Origin of the sequence: Micromonospora sp. NPDC049523 (genome assembly GCF_040676775.1) — a bacterium.
In the GTDB taxonomy this organism is placed as follows: Bacteria; Actinomycetota; Actinomycetes; order Mycobacteriales; family Micromonosporaceae; genus Micromonospora_G.
Genome location: NZ_JBFAPP010000022.1, coordinates 56,483 through 73,268 on the forward strand (window position 1 = coordinate 56,483; position 16,786 = coordinate 73,268).

The 16,786-nt window shown below is 70.3% G+C and carries 20 protein-coding genes; 7 read left to right on the forward strand and 13 right to left on the reverse strand.

Annotation, left to right across the window (positions count from 1 at the left end; translation table 11 throughout):
• The first annotated feature begins 94 nt into the window (after positions 1-94).
• Complete coding sequence (locus AB0J90_RS28325) at positions 95-1,558, forward strand: PQQ-binding-like beta-propeller repeat protein (protein WP_363600915.1); 1,464 nt, start codon at positions 95-97, stop codon at positions 1,556-1,558.
• Between the two features lie 20 nt (positions 1,559-1,578).
• Positions 1,579-2,952, forward strand: a complete 1,374-nt coding sequence (locus tag AB0J90_RS28330) for a PQQ-binding-like beta-propeller repeat protein (RefSeq protein WP_363600917.1) — start codon at positions 1,579-1,581, stop codon at positions 2,950-2,952.
• Positions 2,953-3,026: 74 nt separating this feature from the next.
• Here the strand turns inward: AB0J90_RS28330 and AB0J90_RS28335 are convergent, their stop codons facing one another.
• From AB0J90_RS28335 to AB0J90_RS28345, 3 genes are all read right to left on the reverse strand, one after another.
• Entirely contained in the window at positions 3,027-3,533 is a 507-nt protein-coding gene (locus AB0J90_RS28335; RefSeq protein ID WP_363600919.1) for a DinB family protein, read from the reverse strand.
• A 109-nt stretch (positions 3,534-3,642) separates the two neighbouring features.
• Positions 3,643-3,837 (reverse strand): DUF397 domain-containing protein, encoded by a 195-nt coding sequence (locus tag AB0J90_RS28340; protein WP_363600921.1) that lies wholly within the window; start codon positions 3,835-3,837, stop codon positions 3,643-3,645.
• Entirely contained in the window at positions 3,828-4,616 is a 789-nt protein-coding gene (locus AB0J90_RS28345) for a helix-turn-helix transcriptional regulator (protein WP_363600923.1), read from the reverse strand. Before AB0J90_RS28345 ends, AB0J90_RS28340 begins: the two co-directional genes overlap by 10 nt.
• Before the next feature lie 245 nt (positions 4,617-4,861).
• Here AB0J90_RS28345 and AB0J90_RS28350 point away from each other — a divergent pair, with 245 nt between their 5' ends.
• From AB0J90_RS28350 to AB0J90_RS28370, 5 genes are all read left to right on the forward strand, one after another.
• Positions 4,862-5,080 carry a hypothetical protein gene (locus AB0J90_RS28350; RefSeq protein WP_363600925.1) on the forward strand — a complete coding sequence of 73 codons (219 nt, stop codon included), beginning with the start codon at positions 4,862-4,864 and terminating at the stop codon, positions 5,078-5,080.
• A 38-nt stretch (positions 5,081-5,118) separates the two neighbouring features.
• Positions 5,119-5,343 carry a flavin reductase gene (locus AB0J90_RS28355; protein WP_363601064.1) on the forward strand — a complete coding sequence of 75 codons (225 nt, stop codon included), beginning with the start codon at positions 5,119-5,121 and terminating at the stop codon, positions 5,341-5,343.
• Positions 5,340-5,558 carry a hypothetical protein gene (locus AB0J90_RS28360; RefSeq protein WP_363600927.1) on the forward strand — a complete coding sequence of 73 codons (219 nt, stop codon included), beginning with the start codon at positions 5,340-5,342 and terminating at the stop codon, positions 5,556-5,558. The genes AB0J90_RS28355 and AB0J90_RS28360 overlap by 4 nt, the downstream gene beginning before the upstream one ends.
• 29 nt (positions 5,559-5,587) lie before the next feature.
• A complete protein-coding gene (locus tag AB0J90_RS28365) occupies positions 5,588-5,854 on the forward strand; it encodes a flavin reductase (protein WP_363600929.1) in 267 nt (88 codons plus the stop codon).
• Positions 5,855-5,948: 94 nt separating this feature from the next.
• The gene (locus AB0J90_RS28370) at positions 5,949-6,311 is read left to right on the forward strand and encodes a VOC family protein (RefSeq protein ID WP_363600931.1); all 363 of its coding nucleotides are present in this window, start codon (positions 5,949-5,951) and stop codon (positions 6,309-6,311) included.
• Between the two features lie 101 nt (positions 6,312-6,412).
• On the opposite strand, the gene AB0J90_RS28375 is transcribed toward AB0J90_RS28370, so the two are convergent.
• From AB0J90_RS28375 to AB0J90_RS28420, 10 genes are all read right to left on the reverse strand, one after another.
• The gene (locus tag AB0J90_RS28375) at positions 6,413-7,492 is read right to left on the reverse strand and encodes an acyltransferase (protein WP_363600933.1); all 1,080 of its coding nucleotides are present in this window, start codon (positions 7,490-7,492) and stop codon (positions 6,413-6,415) included.
• On the reverse strand, positions 7,489-8,133 hold the full coding sequence (locus AB0J90_RS28380) for a M15 family metallopeptidase (RefSeq protein ID WP_363600935.1): 645 nt from the start codon (positions 8,131-8,133) through the stop codon (positions 7,489-7,491). The genes AB0J90_RS28375 and AB0J90_RS28380 overlap by 4 nt, the downstream gene beginning before the upstream one ends.
• Positions 8,130-9,305, reverse strand: coding sequence for a UDP-N-acetylglucosamine--N-acetylmuramyl-(pentapeptide) pyrophosphoryl-undecaprenol N-acetylglucosamine transferase (locus AB0J90_RS28385; RefSeq protein ID WP_363600937.1), 1,176 nt, complete (start codon positions 9,303-9,305; stop codon positions 8,130-8,132). The genes AB0J90_RS28380 and AB0J90_RS28385 overlap by 4 nt, the downstream gene beginning before the upstream one ends.
• A gap of 5 nt (positions 9,306-9,310) precedes the next feature.
• A complete protein-coding gene (locus tag AB0J90_RS28390) occupies positions 9,311-10,300 on the reverse strand; it encodes a D-alanine--D-alanine ligase family protein (protein WP_363600939.1) in 990 nt (329 codons plus the stop codon).
• Between the two features lies 1 nt (position 10,301).
• A complete protein-coding gene (gene alr / locus AB0J90_RS28395; protein WP_363600941.1) occupies positions 10,302-11,513 on the reverse strand; it encodes an alanine racemase in 1,212 nt (403 codons plus the stop codon).
• A 434-nt stretch (positions 11,514-11,947) separates the two neighbouring features.
• The gene (gene arfB / locus AB0J90_RS28400; RefSeq protein ID WP_363600943.1) at positions 11,948-12,367 is read right to left on the reverse strand and encodes an alternative ribosome rescue aminoacyl-tRNA hydrolase ArfB; all 420 of its coding nucleotides are present in this window, start codon (positions 12,365-12,367) and stop codon (positions 11,948-11,950) included.
• Between the two features lie 88 nt (positions 12,368-12,455).
• Positions 12,456-13,373, reverse strand: a complete 918-nt coding sequence (locus AB0J90_RS28405; protein WP_363600945.1) for a trypsin-like peptidase domain-containing protein — start codon at positions 13,371-13,373, stop codon at positions 12,456-12,458.
• 80 nt (positions 13,374-13,453) lie between these two features.
• Positions 13,454-14,413 carry a VWA domain-containing protein gene (locus AB0J90_RS28410; protein WP_363600947.1) on the reverse strand — a complete coding sequence of 320 codons (960 nt, stop codon included), beginning with the start codon at positions 14,411-14,413 and terminating at the stop codon, positions 13,454-13,456.
• Positions 14,410-15,429, reverse strand: a complete 1,020-nt coding sequence (locus AB0J90_RS28415) for a DUF58 domain-containing protein (RefSeq protein ID WP_363600949.1) — start codon at positions 15,427-15,429, stop codon at positions 14,410-14,412. The genes AB0J90_RS28410 and AB0J90_RS28415 overlap by 4 nt, the downstream gene beginning before the upstream one ends.
• Before the next feature lie 73 nt (positions 15,430-15,502).
• Positions 15,503-16,558, reverse strand: coding sequence for a MoxR family ATPase (locus AB0J90_RS28420; RefSeq protein ID WP_363600951.1), 1,056 nt, complete (start codon positions 16,556-16,558; stop codon positions 15,503-15,505).
• Positions 16,559-16,786: the final 228 nt, after the last annotated feature.

Consider the following 16,786-nt stretch of genomic DNA (forward strand, 5'->3'; position numbering starts at 1 on the left):
CCCCTGACGTCAATGCCCACCTGAGATCCGGCACCCCCACCTGACATCCATCTCCACCTAACATTCGGTGTGACACCGAAAACGGGGGACGGCGATGGTCGGCACGGAACGGACCGGCGAACGTGCCGGGGATCCACCGGAACTGGTGATCGACCTCGGTACCGTGCGGGACGATCCGGTCGAGGTTTCGCCCCGTCGACCGTTCACCTGGTGGCGGCTGCGCCCGGTGGCGTTCGGGCTCGCGGCGGTGCTGCTGCTCACGATCGGTGGGTCCGGGCTGCCACCGGAACCGATCCTGAGCCAGATCGCCAGCCTGCCGCGCCCGTCCACCCCCCAGTCGGCCGCCTACCCCGACCGGGGCGTGCTGCTCACCGACGACCTGCTCTTCGTCGCCACCGCGCAGCAGCGCAATGTGGTCTGGCGGGTTTCGGCGTACGAGTTGGACCGGGGGCGTCGGATGTGGACGTACGACCTGCCGGTGTGGCCGGACACCAAACTGGAGCTTCAGCACCGGGCCGGGCTGCTGCTGGTCAGCGGACCCCGACCGGACCGGAGCGGCATGCGTACGGTCGCGCTCGACGACCGTACCGGTCGGGAACGCTGGTCGCTGCCGAGCGACGTGCAATCACTCGGCGGCGACGGCACGGCGCTCGCGATCGATCTGCTCTTCTCCACCGAGCCAGCACAGGCAAACGCACCCGGAGGAGCTACGTCCTACGGGTCGCCGTGGGGAAAGTTCTACGACGGGCCACCGCTGGGGAGGGTCGTCACCGGCATCGAGCTGAGCACCGGTCAGGTGCGGTGGCGTTCCGAGGTGTTGAGCACCGCGGTTGTCGGCGTCACCGTCCTGTTCGACGACGGCACTCTGGCCAGGATGCCGGACCGGGACTACGACCTGGCGGTGTTGACCGCCGACGGTGCCGCCGAACTGCGGGATCCGCGTACGGGTGCGGTGCGGCATCGCTTTCCCGTCGTCGACCCCGGCACCTTGCAGCTCAGCGGGGACCTGCTGCTGGTCCGGCACAACGCCCTGGAGGTCACGGCGTACTCCACGGAAACGTACCGGCAGGTGTGGAGCCGGCCGGTGCGCGACGACGCATTCGTGGGCTTCTGTTCGGGTGAACTGATCTGCGAGTCGAGTCCGCAGGGCGCGTGGACGATCGACCGGGCCAGCGGCAAACGGCTCTGGCCGATTCCCCGGGAACACGCCATCACGGACGCGGGCGGGCACCTGATCGAGTTCGTGCCCCAGGGCTCGATGCGACCGCTGCGTACCGTCGATCCGCTGACCGGCGCGCCCCGCCTCCACCTGATGAACTGGAAACAGGCCAACGTCATGACCAGCGGGAGGGTCCTCTTCGCCAACCCGGAGACGCACAGCGGGCCGACGTGGCTGGGAGTGCTCAGGACGGGGTGGGTGGCACCGGTCGAGCTCGGTACGGTGCCGGTCGGCGTCTCCGACTGCCAGCTCAACGCGACGGTGATCGCCTGCACCACCACCGACGACACGCTCCGGATCTGGCGCTACCGGACCCCTGTCCAGGCGGAAGACGAATGAGTTCGAGCAACGGAGCGCAAATGGACGGCGGCACCCCCATGGTGATCGATCTCGACCTGTCCCCCGACGAGTCACCGACCGTTGCCGTACCTGGGTCGCCGGTGTCGGCGCGCCGGCTGCGCTTCGGGGCGCTGGCCGTCGGCGCGGTGCTGTTGCTGGCGCTCGGTGGCTCCGCGGCACCCGGACCACCGTCGCTGACCGAGATCGCCACCCTGACCGTGGCGCCGGACCGGGGCTTCGTGCTCACCCCCGACCGGCTGTTCGTCGGGACGAACCAGACCGGAGAGTCCGTCGCCGCGTACGAGCCGCGTCAGGGGCGGTTGCTCTGGACCGCCGAGTACGACCGGGACGACGGCGCCGCCGGTGTGCTCGGCCGGCAGGTCGCGGACGTGCTGCTGATCTGGACGGTGCGGGACGAGGCCGCGGGCACCACCGCCGTGGACGCCCGTACCGGTGAGGTCCGCTGGTCGGTGCCGGGTGAGATGCAGACGATGATCGACGACCGTACGGGGCTGACCATGGAGGAGGTGTTCCCCGCCGACGCGAAACCGGTGGAGCCGTCCGCCGCGTTGTCCGCCTCGTACTACTACTCCGCGTCCGGCGACGCCTACCTGGTCGAGCCGTTGGGGACGGTGGTGCGTGCGTACGACCTGGGTAGCGGGGAGGCGCTCTGGAGTTCGGTGCCGGTGGCGAACGCGACCGCCACCCGCTGGTCGAACACCCCACTGGCCGAGAGCGCCGCGGTGGTGGTCACCACCGTGAACGGGCAGGTGGAGCAGTGGGACGCCCGGACCGGTAAGGCCAGGCAGAGCCTTCCGGCCGTCACGGTGGAGCCGCCGGCCGTGGTGGTGGCCGGTGACCTGCTGCTGGTGCAACGGGCGGACGGGGTGCTGACCGCGTACGCGGTCGACACGTTCACCGAACGCTGGCACCGGGTGCTCGGAAGCCCGGAGGTGTCCGTGAACAGTTGCGCCGACCAGCCCTGCGTGGGGAACGGCTCGGGCTGGACGCTGCTCGACCCGGGCACCGGCAAACAGACCGGTCCGAAGACAGATCCCACCACGGTTCGGGTCTCGGTCGGGAGCCACGTGGTCGAGTTGCGTATGGAGGACGGAGACTTGGCTCGTACGGTCGACCCGGCCACTGACCGGACGCTGACCGACCTGACCGGCTGGGAGGGGATGACCACCCCGCCTCCGGGCGAACCGGCGCTGCTCACACAGACGAGCAGGACGGGCGCGGGAACCTGGTTCGGTCTGCTCGAACCGGGCGCGACCGAGGTGCACCTGCTCGGGATGGTGCCGTACCAGGCGGAGCACTGCCAGATCGAAGCGGACATCATCGTCTGCCAGGACCAGTCCGACGCACTGCGCATCTGGCGTTACCACCGCTGATCCGCCCCACGCTGCGCTGCGCCGCCCCGCCCGGGGATCGGCTCGGGATCGGAACGATGTACGAACTTGACGCGCTATACGGCTGGAGCGTGGTCGCCCGTTGCGCCGTCGAGCAGTTCCCGCACGATGTCCATGTGACCGGCGTGCCGCGCGGTTTCCTCGATCATGTGCACCAGCACCCAGCGCATCGAGACGGTGTCGCCGCGCCACGAGGTGCCGTGCGTGTCGAGGTCGATCTCGGAGATCGCCGCGTCGGCCGCCGCGCAGGCCCGCTGGTAGAACGCGACGATGTCCGCCGTCGTCTCCCCCGGTGCGGCGAACATGTCGGATTCCGGGTCCTGGTCGAGGTCGAACGGCATCGGCTCGACCTGCCGGCCGAACGTCTCGCAGAACCAGCCGTATTCGACCCCGGCGAGATGCTTGACGAGCCCGAGCAGGCTGGTGCCGGACGGCACCATCGGTCGGCGTAGCCGCTCGTCGTCGAGATCCTGGATCTTCCAGAGGATCACCTGACGGTGGCGGGCAAGGCTGGAGACGAGAATCGTCTTCTCGTCCGCGGTACGGACCTGCGGTGACGTCACGCGAGGCACACTAAACCGACGGTACGACACGAGCTGCCTGTGCCCCCATAACGCCAAGTGCCCGCTCCACCAGCCGGGAACGGGCACCGAACGACGTGTCGCGGGTGAGCTACACCCGGCGGGACGGCAGGTCGGCGACGAACGCCTGCCACGCGGCCGGACCGAACGCCAACGTCCCACCCTCACGGTCCTTGGTATCCCGCACGAACACCCGCCCCGGCAGATTGTCCGCGACCTCGACGCACGCGCCGCCATTGGTGTTGCTACGGCTGCTCTTGCGCCACTCGGCGCCGCTCAAGTCCATCTCTCCGCCTCTTCCGATATCAACTCAAGGGACTGCTGATGAGGTAACGCCTCGCCCCGGATGGATTCCCACACCTGGACCGCCTGCTTCACGTCCTCCGAGCGGTCGGAGATCTCTCCGTGAAACGGTCCTTCCACATACACGACGTCCTCACCGACCGGCGGGGTGGCAACGACGAACGGTCCATTGAGCCCAGCGTACGCGCCAACGGACAGTGGAACGACGTGGATTCGCACCCGTGCCAGCGACGTTCCGATCTTGATCAGGTGCTGAAGCTGCTCACGCATTACCACAGGGCCGCCGACCGACCGACGGAGCACGAACTGGTCGATAACGGCGGTGAACATGGGCGGGTTTTGCCTCGTGAGGACCTCCTGCCGCTCCAATCGCGCGGCGACCTGCTGTGCGATGTCCTCCTCCGAACGTAGGTCCGACGCGGAGAGCAGGGCACGCGCGTACGCCTCGGTCTGGAGCAGGCCCGGCACGAACAGCGGCTCGAACCAGCGCAGGGCGGCGGCCTCCTGCTCCAGCGCCGCGAACTCGCGGAACCAGGCCACCATCCCGTCTCGGCTGATCAGGCGTTGGATGCGGACGAACAGGCCGTTGGTGTTGAAGACCGAGTCGCAGCGACGGGCGAAGTCGGCGCTGGGGCGGCGGTCACCGTTTTCGATCTTGCCCACGAGTGCGGTCGAATAGCTGATCGCCCCCGCGAGTTCCTGTTGGGACATTTCAGCGGCGACGCGGGCTAGTTTCAGCTCTTCGCCAAAGTGGTCGAGCATTGGTGATCTTTGCACGGACAACCTCCGGACAAGTTTGCTACCAACGGATCATGTCGTCATACGCGCTGCAGGGTCGACGCACTGAGCCTCCCCAACATAGTGAATTCCACAGCAGAGTGTCACTAGCGGAACCGCTCGGACCCATCGGCAAGTGGACCCGGACGGGCGGGACTGCGGGGCCGCCCCGGCTTCCCCGCCCAACCTCCCCGGGGCGGCCCCTTCCAACGGTGAGAAGGAGACGAATCATGTCCAGCGAAGACGACGAGACGACCGGGCAACACGACAAACCCACAATGGAAGTTGCACCGCGCGAGATGACGCCGGATCTGCCGCCGGCCCGCGCGCCGAGAAGACGTTCGACAAATCGAGGACCGGGGTACGACGACCCGCCGATCGTCCCGCTCGAACTGTTCGCGGTCGGTGTCTCCGGACGCGTACGCCGTGATCCTCACCGGCCGGCGTGACCGCGCGTACGCGTACCCGAAGGCGACCGCACCTGCCGATGCGGCCGACGTGGCGGTGCCGGGTCTGCGCAGCCGAATGGCCGTGCGGTCCGGCCCGGCTGGCGCTGCTGGCGGAGTTCCACCGTAACCGGGTCGCGCTCTGCCTCTACCTCTCCGCGCAGTACGTCCACGCCCTGGAAGACCTCGCCGAGTACGCCCCGAACGCGCCCCGCGAAAACCTGTACAACCGTTTCATCGCCTGGCCGCCGGTGCCGCGCCGATGACCGAACCGGCGCGTTCCCGACTGGTGAAGGTGACCTTCAACCTCACCCCGTCGGCCAACTCGGCACTGGACCGGCTCGTCGAACTTGACGGCAATCGCACCGACGCGCTCAACCACGCGGTGAAAATCGCCGCGCTGCTGCATGACCTGGCGCCCGAGGGGCATTTCACGATTGTGCGGGACGATGGCGTACCCCGCGAGATCTACCTGATCTGACCACCATCCGGAGAAGAGGTGCGGCCAGCGTGGACAACGACGATTTGCTCGCCCCGCACCGCCCCGACGCCGCATGGAATTGTGGTGACTGCGGCGAACCGTGGCCGTGCCCGGTATTCCGCGCCCGCCTCCGGTCGCTCTATCATGGCGACCCGGAGAAGCTGACGACATTCATGCGGCATTTCCACGAACGGGCGGCGGTCGATCTGGTCGACCTGCCCCCGGCGCAGATCGAGGCCCGATTCCTCGGCTGGATATCGGACCCGCCGCCACGCCGCCGGCTTCGCTCGATCTGACGGCTCGGCGGGGCATGGCTGGGGCGGTGAGTGGGGAAGAATGCCGGAGACGTCCAAAGGATCCGGGAGGGAAACCATGGCTCCGCCACCCCGCATGATCGTTTCTGGCATCGTGCTCGACTCGCCCGACGCGCAGGAACTCGCGGCGTTCTACCGGCGGCTGCTCGGCTGGAACGTGGAGCAGGACGAGCCGGACTGGGTGAAGCTGAGCGCACCCGTGGGCGGTGCCGGGTTGTCGTTCCAGACCGAGTCGGCGTACGTGCGGCCGACCTGGCCCGCCGGCCCGGACGACCAGCAGATGATGCTGCACCTGGACATCGAGGTGGACGACCTGGAGGTGGCCGGGGCGCACGCGATCGCGGCCGGTGCGACGCTCGCGGACTTCCAACCCCAGGAGGACGTACGGGTCTACCTCGACCCGGCCGGTCACCCGTTCTGCCTGTTCCTGCCGGGCTGAGCCCGCTCGATCCTGCCCGGCCCGTAGCTCACGCCCCCGGTTGGTCACGTCCGGCACCGCCCCGTGACGGGCCGGACGTGACCATTCGGGGGCAGCCGCGCTCACACGGGACGCGACCCGACCTGACGAGCCCGCACCGGCACCCGCGCCAGGCGGTTCAGCACCTGCTTCAACCGGGGTGCGAGCGGGCGTTCGACCAGCACGTGGATGGCGTACGCGAGTGCACCCATGCCGGCGATCAAGACGGCGAGCAGCACCCATTTCAGCCCCGGGTACGGCGTGACCAGCGGGCCGAACCAGCCCAGCAGCACGAAGCCGATGTGCGCGTGGACGAGGTAGAGCGGGTAGGTCAGTGATCCGGCCACCAGGAACCAGCGCCGGCCGATCCCGGCGGTGGCCTCCAGGGCGATCAGCGTGACCACCATGAAGATCAGCCAGATCACGCCGATGACGACCGCCGAATGGAACCCGGTCTGGTAGCGCTCGGCAACGTCGGCGGCGAAGCCCAGTCCCCGGTAGACCGCGTTCGCGTACGACAGCACCAGGATCGCCACCAGTTCCCAACTCGGGCCGAACCGGTGCAGCAGGCTCAGCGCCATCCCGGCGACGAAGTAGTGCGAGAACGTGGTCTGGAGCAGCAGGTCGGCGGCGGACGGCAGCAGGCCGAGTTCGTACAGCCCGGTCAGTGCCAGCCAGCCCCAGAGCGCGGTGAGCACCCGGCGGCGGGTCAGTCCGACCAGCGCCAACACGAACACGATCAGGTAGAACCGCAGTTCGGCCCAGAGCGTCCAGTAGACGACGTCGATGTTGTCGATGTTGGCCGCCGGGTTCAGCATGGTCAGGTTCGCCAGGTACTGCACCGGGCCGATCGGGAACCGGCCGGAGACGACGCTCACCACTGCGGTGAGGGTGACCGCGACCCAGAACGCCGGGTAGAGCCGGACGATCCGGGAGACGACAAACTCCCGAGGCGTACGGTTCCAGGCGCTGGACAGGACCACGAACCCGCTGATCACGAAGAACAGGTCGACGCCGAGGTAGCCGTACCGGGTCACCTCACCGAGCACCGGGAAGGTGACCGGGCTGAGGCCCTGCATCCAGGCGGAGAAGGTGTAGTGGAAGACGACGACCGCCAGCGCCGCGATGATCCGCAGCAGGTCGACCTCGTACAGCCGCCTCACGTCAGGTCGACCGGGCCGTACCGGGTGCTGTCGGCCCGCGTGGTCAGGGCCCAGTAGCGGTCGCCGTACGACCAGTGCCACCACTCGGTCGGGTAGTTGACCATGCCGGCGGCCGACAGTGCCGTACCGAGGATGTCGCGGTTGGCCCTCGCCTCGGGCGAGATGTCGGGCGAGCCGGTGAAACAGGCATTCGCGCTGGCCACCGGGCTGTCGTTGACGGCCGTACCCAGGTCGAGTTCGTCGCCGTCGGCGGTGCAGAGGGTCAGGTCGACGGTTCCGCCGGTGCTGTGCGGGGCCACCTCGGGCGGGGAGACGTACTTGCTCGCCTCGACGTGCAGGCGGTCCGGCTCCCACTGTGGATACCGCTGACGCAGTTCGTCCTTGTAGCCCTCGAAGTAGGTGGTCTGGAGCGTCAGCGGGCGGTAGCCCTCGACGATCAGCAGCCGCAGCCCGTACGGCAGGCTTCGCTGGGCGGCGAGCAGCCGGGCGGCGGTCTCCTCCCGTAGGTGGGCGTACGCGCCGGCCGGGTCGGCGAGACGGTCGTCCACCCGGAAATCGTCGATCCGACGCAGGTCGACCAGGGGTTCGTTGTTGTCGCCGAGCGGGATGGCGGAGATCCGCCGGTCGGAGAGCAGGATCATGAGCCGTACCGTCCGGCGGCGTCGATGATCGCGGTCGCGACGGCCGCGGCGGCGTCGGGGCGGCCGTAGCGGCGGGCGGTGTCGGCCAGGTGTCGGCGCCGGTCGGGGTGGTCGAGCAGCATCATGATCTCCTCGCGGAGGCGGTCGGGGGTCGCGTCGGGGCCGGCGAGCATCCGGGCCGCGCCCGCTTCGGCCAGGTGCCGGGCGGTACGCCGCTGCTCGTCACCCCCGGTCGGGATCAACGGGACGAACACACATGCCTTGCCGAGTGCGGTGAGTTCGGCAACGGTTCCGGCGCCGCTGCGGGCCACCACGATGTCGGCGGCGGCGAGCACGTCCGGCATTTCGTCGTGCACGTAGTCGACCACCCGGTAGCGGTCGCGCAGGTGCTCCGGCAGGCCGTCGGCGGTCAGCCTCATCCGGTCGAAGGAGAACTCGCCGCACTGGTGCAGGATCTGACAGCCGGCCAGCAGGTCCGGCAGGATCTCCGCGATCAGGTTGTTGACCTGCACCGCACCCTGGGCGCCGCCGGTGACGTACAGCAGCGGCAGGTGCGGGTCCAGGCGGTACGCGGCCAGCGCCCGACCCCGGTCACCGCGCAGGATCTCCGGCCGGATCGGGTTGCCGGTGACGACCGCGCGGGCCTTCGCCCGTTCGGGCAGGTGGTCCACCGAGGACTCGTGGCTGAGCAGCACCCGGTCGGCGATCCGGGCCAGGATCCGGTTCGCCAGCCCGAGGGTGAGGATCTGCTCGTGCATGACCAGCGGCCGGCGGGTCAGCCAGGCCGCGATCCCGATCGGTACGGAGACGTACCCGCCGGTCGAGAGGACCACTGCCGGTCGGGTACGGGCCACGATCATGATCGCCTGGAGGATGCCGAGCGGGATCCGGAACGCGTCCGCGATGTTGCGCCCCAGCTCCCGCAGGCTCGGCGACCGGCGCAGTTTGCCGGTGGTGATCGCCTGGAACGGGATGCCCTCCTGCCGGGCGATCTTCGCCTCCAGGCCGTGTGAGACACCGACCCAGAGCAGTTCCGGTTCGGTGCCGGCGACCGCGAGCCGGGCGCGCAGCGTACGGATGGTGGTCAACGCCGGGTAGGTGTGGCCGCCGGTCCCGCCGCCGGTGACGACCACCCGGATCCCGCGCAGGCGCTCCGCGCTGTAGATGACCATGCTGCTCAGACCGCCGCCGCGCCGAGCCGGGACTCCTTCAGCGCGCCCGCGACGAGGATGTCGAGCAGGGCGGTGTAGCTGATTCCGGAGCGCTGCCAGATCTGCGGGTACTGCGACGCGGCGGTGAAACCGGGGAACGTGTTGACCTCGTTGACCACCGGTTCCTGCCCGGTGTGCGGGAGGAAGAAGTCGACCCGGAGCAGCCCCCGGCAGCCGAGGGTGCGGAACGCCTGCACCGCCCGGTCCTGGAGCATCCGGGTGGAGTCGGGGTCGAGCGCGGCCGGGATGTGGAAGACGGCGCCGCCGTCGTACTTGGCGTCGTAGTCGAAGAAGGCGGCGCTGGCGACGCTGATCTCCAGCGGTGGGCCGGCTTCGATCCGGCCGTCCGGGTGTTCGAGTACGGCGACGTCGATCTCGCGTCCGCGTACGGCCGCCTCGACCAGCACCCGGCTGTCACTTTCGCGCGCCAGCTCCAGTGCGGCCGGCAACTGCTCCCACCGTTCCACCTTGGACACGCCGATGCTGGAGCCGGCGCGGGCGGGCTTGACGAATACGGGCAGGCCCAGCCGCTCCCGGTCGGCCTCCGACAGCTCCTCGCCCGGACGCAGGGTCACCCCGTCGGCGACCCGCAGTCCGTCGGCGGCGAGCAGGCGCTTGGTGACCTGCTTGTCCATGCCCGCTGCGCTGGCGAAGACCCCGTTGCCGACGTACGCGACGCCGAGCCACTCCAGCATCGACTGGACCGTGCCGTCCTCGCCGTACGGGCCGTGCAGTGCCGGGAACACCACGTCGTGGGCGCCCAGCACCTTCAGTGCCGTGCTGAACGTGACCGGCTCGCCGTCGACGCGCCACCGACCGTCCCGCTCGATCAGCACCTCGGTCACGTCGTACGCGTCGCGGTCGAGGTGGGCGAGGATGCTCTCCGCCGAGCGGCGGGAAACGTCGTGCTCGCCGCTGCGCCCACCGAAGAGCACCGCCAGCCGGATGTTCGTCAACTCATCGCTCCAAGTGAAGATGTACCCGCGCCACCCGCGCGCCGATCCCGGTCATGACCTCGTGCGGATTGGTCCCCGCCCACCGCGCCCACTCCCCCACCGTCGGCTCCGCCCCTTCGCTCGGCGCCGCACCCGATGCGCCGCCACCCCCGCTGACGGCGCCGGGGCCACCGCTGGCGCCGCCGGACGGGGCCGCGCCGCCGGGGCCGAAGACGACAACCTCGTCGCCGAGGGCCACCGGCAGGTCGCCTGCGTCGACGACGCACTGGTCCATGGCGATCCGGCCGACGATCGGGCACCGCCGACCGCCGAGCCACACCGACGCGCGGCCCTCGGTGGTCCGGGACAGGCCGTCGGCGTACCCGAGCGGGATCAGCGCGAGCGTGGTCGCCCGGTCGGTGACGTGTTCGGGCCCGTACGACACACCGCTGCCGGCCGGCACCCGCTTGACGTTGACCACGCTCGTACGCAGGGTCATGGCGGGGCGCAGTCCGAACCGTCCGGGACCGGTCGAGCCGAACGGGTCGACGCCGTACAGGGCGAGCCCGATCCGGCAGAGGTCGTACCGCGCCTCCGGTACGCCGAGCGCCGCCGCGGAGTTGGCCAGGTGCACCACGTCGGGGGTCAGGCACGCGTCCCGGGCGATCCGCAGCGCGTCCCGGAACGTCGACACCTGACCGGCGACACTGCGGCTGCCCGGCTCCTCGGCGTTGGTCAGGTGCGACCAGACACCCCGTACGCGCACGTTGCCCTCGGCCTCGTACTTGCGGGCCCAGGTGACGAGTTCGGGCCAGTCGTCGCCGTTGGCTCCGTTGCGGGACAGGCCGATGTCGGCCTTGAGCTGCACCGTCGCGGGGGTGCCGAGCCGGGTGGCCGCTCCGGCGACCGCATGCAGGTGGGTGAGGGTCGACACCGCGATGTCGACCCGCGCGGTGATCAGGTGGGTGAAGTCCTCGTCGGGGCGGTGCAGCCAGCTCAGGATCGGCGCCCCGATCCCCGCCGTACGCAGCTCCAGCGCCTCCGTGCTGGAGGTCACGCCGAGCCAGCTCGCTCCGGCCCGTACGGCGGCTCGGGCGACCGGCACCGCGCCGTGCCCGAAGGCGTCGGCCTTGACCACTGCCATCAGCCCGGTCCGGGCGACCCCCGCGACGGTACGGACGTTGTCACCGATCGCCGAGAGGTCGATCACCGCCTCGGCCAGTTGCCCGCTCATCGGGCCTGCCCCAGCGGCAGTGCGGTCGCCCGTCCTACCGACAACCACGAGAGGACCGGCCGCCATGAAACACAAGGAGTCACCAGATAACCCCTTTCTCGCGATAAATCGGCTAGCCGAAGGCGTACACCCAGTTCGGCCCCACTTCCCACCGGGACCCCGCGCGACTATACACAGCATGTATACATGCCGTGTCTACCTCCACCCCGCACACCCCCAACACCCCACACCCCCACCCGAAGACCCGCCCTGACGTAGAGAAAGAGTGGCTATCCCGGCGCGGGAAGCCACTCTTTCTCTACAAGAGGGTCGATCTTGGCGGGGGAAGGCGGGAGCGGACACGCTGGTTATCGTGCTCGGGGGTCGTGTGGATTCTGTGAAGAAGTGACCATCGGGGGGTTTTGTCGCGGCGGAGTCGGTGCCGCCCTGCGGGCTCAGTCGTCGTCGGGGCGGCGCAGGCGCTTGGTCTGACCCCGTCGCTTCTTGTCCGCGATCCGGCGCTCCTTCGCACCCCGTGAGGGTCGGGTCGCCCGGCGCGGCGGGGCCGGTGGCGCGGTGGCCTCGGCCAGCAGGGCGGCCAGCCGCTCCCGGGCCGCCTCCCGGTTCATCAACTGCGACCGGTGCTCCGAGGCCGCGATGGTCAACACCCCGTCGACCAGGCGGTTGGCCAACCGGTCCAACGCCCGCGCCTTCAGATGCTCCGGCAGGGCGGTCGACCGACCCAGGTCGAAGGAAAGCTCCACCCTGGAGTCGGTCGTGTTCACGCCCTGCCCGCCGGGACCGCTGGACCGGGAGAAACGCCAGGTCAGCTCCGCGTCGGGGATCGCCGTACCGGGGCGGATGGGCAACGTCACGACGCCGGCCGTCCGGCTCGGACGATCGTCATGTCGTCAGCCATGGCTAGAGGCTAGCCTCCCGCCCCGATACTCCCGCCGGCAATTTTCAGCCACCCTTGCCGATGATCGTGTCGGCCACCTGCTGGACCTGCTCGATCGGGATGGCAAACCCGATGCCGATCGAACCCTTTCCGTCGATGGTGGCGATGGCGGTGTTCACGCCGACCACCTCACCCCGCGCGTTGACCAGTGGCCCACCCGAGTTGCCGGGATTGATCGGGGCGTCGGTCTGCACCGCGCGGTGCCGGTTGTTGCCGAGCTTCACCTGCCGGTCCAGCGCGCTGACGATGCCGGCGGTGACCGTACCGGAAAGTCCCAGCGGCGAACCGACCGCGAGCACCGGCTCACCCACCCTGGTCGCGCCGGGTTTGGCCAGGACCAGCGGGGCCAGGCCGGCGCCCGCCGGCACCTTGAGCACCGCGATGTCGCTGCCCGAGTCGCGCCCCACCACCTGGGCCGGCAACTGCCGGCCGTCGGGTGTCTCGACCATCACCGTCGGCTCACCGGCGGTGCTGCTGCCGGTGCCGGCCGCGCCCGGACCCGCCGACGCGGCCGCCGCCCCGGCCTGGGCCACGATGTGGTCGTTCGTGATCAGATGCTGCTGGTCGTCGATGGCGAAGCCCGACCCGGTGGCCATCCCGCCGCCGCTGGCCACGGTCACCGACACCACACCGGGTACGACCTGCGCCGCCGCACCCACCATGTCCGGTGGCAGCGCGGACGGCGAGGCGGACGCCTGCGGATCCGGCCCGTCCTGCCCGGCGACATAACCCCCGGCGAGCCCGCCGGAGGCCAGCGAGAGCGCGATCACGGCCAGCCCGGTCAGCAGGATCCGTCGCCACCGTCGCCCGGCCGAGCCGGAGCCGTCGCCGTCCCCGTTGCCCCGCCCACCGGAGGCCGGATCAAGATCAGGTGAGATGAACCATGGGCCGCGCGGCTCGCCCAGCCCGCTCTGCTGTGCCATAGCGCACTCCTCGTCTGGTCGGTCCCGCTCCCGCATCCCCATCCAGCCAGTTCCCGAACCGTTCCGCGCCCGGCGCCCGCTCAGGGGAGCCTGGAGAACCAGACCATCGAGCCGGCCGCCGCACCCAGGGCCAGCAGCAGGCCCACACCGATGAACCGAGCCGACACGTCCTGCTGCTCGGTGCGATAGCCGACCGACGTACCGATGTCCTGGTAGACGGCCCGCAGTTCGGCGCTCGTACCGGCCTCGTGGAACTCGCCGCCGGTCTCCTCCGCCACCGTGCGCAGGGTCTGACCGTCGACCGGCACCCGGATCGGGCGCCCGCCCCGGTCGATGTAACCGGCCGCGGTGCCGAACGAGATCGTGTGCACCGGCACCTTCAGCTTCACCGCGTCGTCCGCCGCCGTCATCGGATCCCGACCGGAGGTGTTCGCCCCGTCGGAGAGCAGCACGATCCGGGCCGGCGGTGGTTCCTGCGCGGCCTGGGAGTCCAGCGTCCGTACGGCCTCCAGCGAGGTGCTGATCGCCTCGCCGATCGCGGTCCCCTGGACCCCGGTGCTCCCCTCGGCCAGGCGTTTGATGCCCAGGTGCAGCGCGCTGCGGTCGGTGCCGGGCGGCACCAGTACGGCGGCACTGCCGGCGAACGCGACCAGCCCGACGTTGAACTCGTCCGGCAGCGCGTCGGCGAACTTGTGCGCCGCCACCTTCGCCGCCGCCAGCCGGTCCGGTTCCACGTCGGTGGCGAGCATCGAGGTCGACACGTCCACCGCGACCATGACCGTGGCCCGTTCCCGGGGCACCTGCACCTCCGCTGACGGGCGGGCGAACCCGACCACCAGCAACGCCAGCATCGCCAGGAACAGGCTCGCCGGTACGTGCCGGCGCCAGGCCGGACGTTTCGGCGCCACCCGGTCGAGCAGGCGCAGGTTGGTGAAGCGGACCGCGTACTGGCTGCGTCGGCGCTGCATGAGGACATAACCGACGGCAACCGCCAGTACGCCCGCGAGCAGCCACAACCGTTCCGGAGACTGCCAGGTCACCAGCCACCCCCCGGTCCCGCCGCCACCGTCGCGCCGGCCGCACGGGCCGGTGGACGGGCGGCTCTGGCCAACCGTCGCCGGGACTGCACGTGCCGCGCGATGTCGGCGATCCAGTCCCGATCCGTACGCAGTTCGAGGTGCTCGGCACCGGATCGGCGTACCGCCCCGGCGACCAGTTCCCGCTGGGCCTGGGCGGCCTCGGCGAACCGCTGGCGTACCCGCCGGTCGCCGGTCGACACCTCGCGGCGCTGCCCGCCCTCCGGGTCCACGAAGGTGATCACCCCGACGTCGGGCAGTTCGAGTTCCCGGGGGTCGACGACCTCGATCGCGAGCACCTGGTGCCGGGCGGTCAGCCGCCGCAGCGGTCGTTCCCAGGTCGGTTCGCCGACGTCGGCGTCCGGCAGCCCGTCGAGGAAGTCCGAGACGACCACGGCCAACCCGCGCCGGGGGGTGGCCGAGTTCAGCGCGGCGATCGCCTCGGCGAGGGCCGGCGGCCGTACGCCGTCACCGCCGCGCGGCGCGGCGAGCAGCGTACGCAGCAGGCTCATCAGGTGGTCACGACCGGTACGGGCCGGAAAGCGGCGGACTCCCTCCGGACCGAGTAGGTGCGCGCCGAGCCGGTTGCCGGAGCCGGCGGTGAGGTATCCGATCGCGGCCACCGCCGCCACCGCCAGTTCCCGCTTCTCCACCTCGGCGGTGCCGAAGTCCATGCTCGGGGTCGAGTCGACCAGCAGCCAGGTGGTCAGTTCCCGGTCCGCGTCCACCTCGCGTACGTGCGGCAGCGTGGTCCGGGCGGTGACCGCCCAGTCCATCCGGCGTACCTCGTCCTCGCCGGGCCGGTACTCCCGGCTGCCGGAGCACTCGGAACCCGGTCCGGGCAGCAGGCTGAGGTACTGGCCGTGCAGCAGCCCGTCGAGCCGGCGGTTGATGGCCAGCTCCAACCGGCGCAGCCGGCCCTCCGGCGCCAACTCGCCCAACGAGGCGCCTGCCCCGTGTTCGCGGTCGGAGCGGGTCATGGCGTCTCCTCGCTGCGCTCGTCGACACCATGACCGCAATGCCAGAGCCGACCGATGACCTCGCTGCGCTCGGTCATGCGGCGGCCAGGCCCGGGGTGCGGTCGTCGTCGCGGCGGGCGGGGGCGATCCGGGGCGGGGGTACCGCCTCGATCAGCCGGCGTACCACCGCCTCGGCCGGGATCCCGTCGGCTACCGCGTCGAAGGAGAGCACCAGCCGGTGCGAGATGACGTCCACGGCCAGTTCCCGGATGTCCTCGGGCAGCACGTAGTCGCGACCACGCAGCATGGCCTGGGCCCGTGCGGCGGCCACCAGGCCGAGGGTGGCGCGCGGGCTCGCACCGTACGCCAGCAGCGGCGCCACGTCCTGCAACCCGAACCGGGCCGGGTTGCGGGTGGCCAGGATCAGCCGGACGACGTACTCGGCGAGGGCGTGGTGGACGAAGACCTGGGAGGCCCGGTGCTGCAACGTACGCAGCCGGTGCGGGTCCAGCACCCGGCGTACCCGTGGGCGGTCGGTGCTCATCCGGTAGAGGATGGCGAGTTCGTCGACGTCGCTGGGGTAGTCGACGGTCACCTTCATCAGGAACCGGTCCCGCTGCGCCTCCGGGAGCTGGTAGACGCCCTCGGACTCGATCGGGTTCTGGGTGGCGAGCACCAGGAACGGGTTCGGCACCGGATAGCTGGTGCCGCCGATGGAGACCTGGCGCTCGGCCATCGCCTCCAGCAGCGCCGACTGCACCTTCGCCGGGGCCCGGTTGATCTCGTCGGCGAGCACCAGGTTCGCCATGATCGGGCCCAGCTCGACGTCGAAGGTCTCCTTCGACGCCCGGTAGATGCGGGTGCCGACGATGTCCGAGGGCACCAGGTCGGGAGTGAACTGGATGCGGGAGAAGCTGCCGCCGACGACGTTCGCCAGGGTCTGCGCGGCGAGCGTCTTCGCCACCCCGGGTACGCCCTCCAGCAGGCAGTGCCCGTCGGCCAGCAACGCGGTGAGTAGCCGCTCGACCAGGCGGTCCTGGCCGACGATGACCCGTTTGACCTCAAACAGGGTCTGTTCAAGTTCGGGGCCGGTCGACGTTGTCTCGACCGGCCTGGGCCCACTGGCCAAGGTGTCCGACATGTCCGTCACGGTGCAAGCTTCCCCGTCAGGGCACGGGCAAACATGTAAGGACCGGTCTTTGTCCAACCGGCGCCAGAACGGTGCAGTGCACCCCTTACCCGTAGTACCAGACCGGGAGCGACACGAAACGGCCACCTGCACCCACTAGCTTGACCGTCGGCGCCGATCACACTCGTGCGCGCACGGCAACGGACGGAAAGGCTCCTTCCCGCCAGCGGACCGGCGGGAAGGAGTCAC

What these genes read in the sequence shown, in the direction of transcription:
- AB0J90_RS28360 (WP_363600927.1), top strand. Translation starts at nt 5,340, where the DNA reads ATGACCGAACCGGCGCGTTCCCGACTGGTGAAGGTGACCTTCAACCTC.
- AB0J90_RS28325 (WP_363600915.1), top strand. Translation starts at nt 95, where the DNA reads ATGGTCGGCACGGAACGGACCGGCGAACGTGCCGGGGATCCACCGGAA.
- AB0J90_RS28345 (WP_363600923.1), bottom strand. Translation starts at nt 4,616, where the DNA reads ATGCTCGACCACTTTGGCGAAGAGCTGAAACTAGCCCGCGTCGCCGCT.
- AB0J90_RS28330 (WP_363600917.1), top strand. Translation starts at nt 1,579, where the DNA reads ATGGACGGCGGCACCCCCATGGTGATCGATCTCGACCTGTCCCCCGAC.
- AB0J90_RS28370 (WP_363600931.1), top strand. Translation starts at nt 5,949, where the DNA reads ATGATCGTTTCTGGCATCGTGCTCGACTCGCCCGACGCGCAGGAACTC.
- AB0J90_RS28350 (WP_363600925.1), top strand. Translation starts at nt 4,862, where the DNA reads ATGTCCAGCGAAGACGACGAGACGACCGGGCAACACGACAAACCCACA.
- AB0J90_RS28385 (WP_363600937.1), bottom strand. Translation starts at nt 9,305, where the DNA reads ATGGTCATCTACAGCGCGGAGCGCCTGCGCGGGATCCGGGTGGTCGTC.
- AB0J90_RS28415 (WP_363600949.1), bottom strand. Translation starts at nt 15,429, where the DNA reads ATGACCCGCTCCGACCGCGAACACGGGGCAGGCGCCTCGTTGGGCGAG.
- alr (WP_363600941.1), bottom strand. Translation starts at nt 11,513, where the DNA reads ATGAGCGGGCAACTGGCCGAGGCGGTGATCGACCTCTCGGCGATCGGT.
- AB0J90_RS28380 (WP_363600935.1), bottom strand. Translation starts at nt 8,133, where the DNA reads ATGATCCTGCTCTCCGACCGGCGGATCTCCGCCATCCCGCTCGGCGAC.
- AB0J90_RS28355 (WP_363601064.1), top strand. Translation starts at nt 5,119, where the DNA reads ATGCGGCCGACGTGGCGGTGCCGGGTCTGCGCAGCCGAATGGCCGTGC.
- AB0J90_RS28405 (WP_363600945.1), bottom strand. Translation starts at nt 13,373, where the DNA reads ATGGCACAGCAGAGCGGGCTGGGCGAGCCGCGCGGCCCATGGTTCATC.
- AB0J90_RS28340 (WP_363600921.1), bottom strand. Translation starts at nt 3,837, where the DNA reads ATGGACTTGAGCGGCGCCGAGTGGCGCAAGAGCAGCCGTAGCAACACC.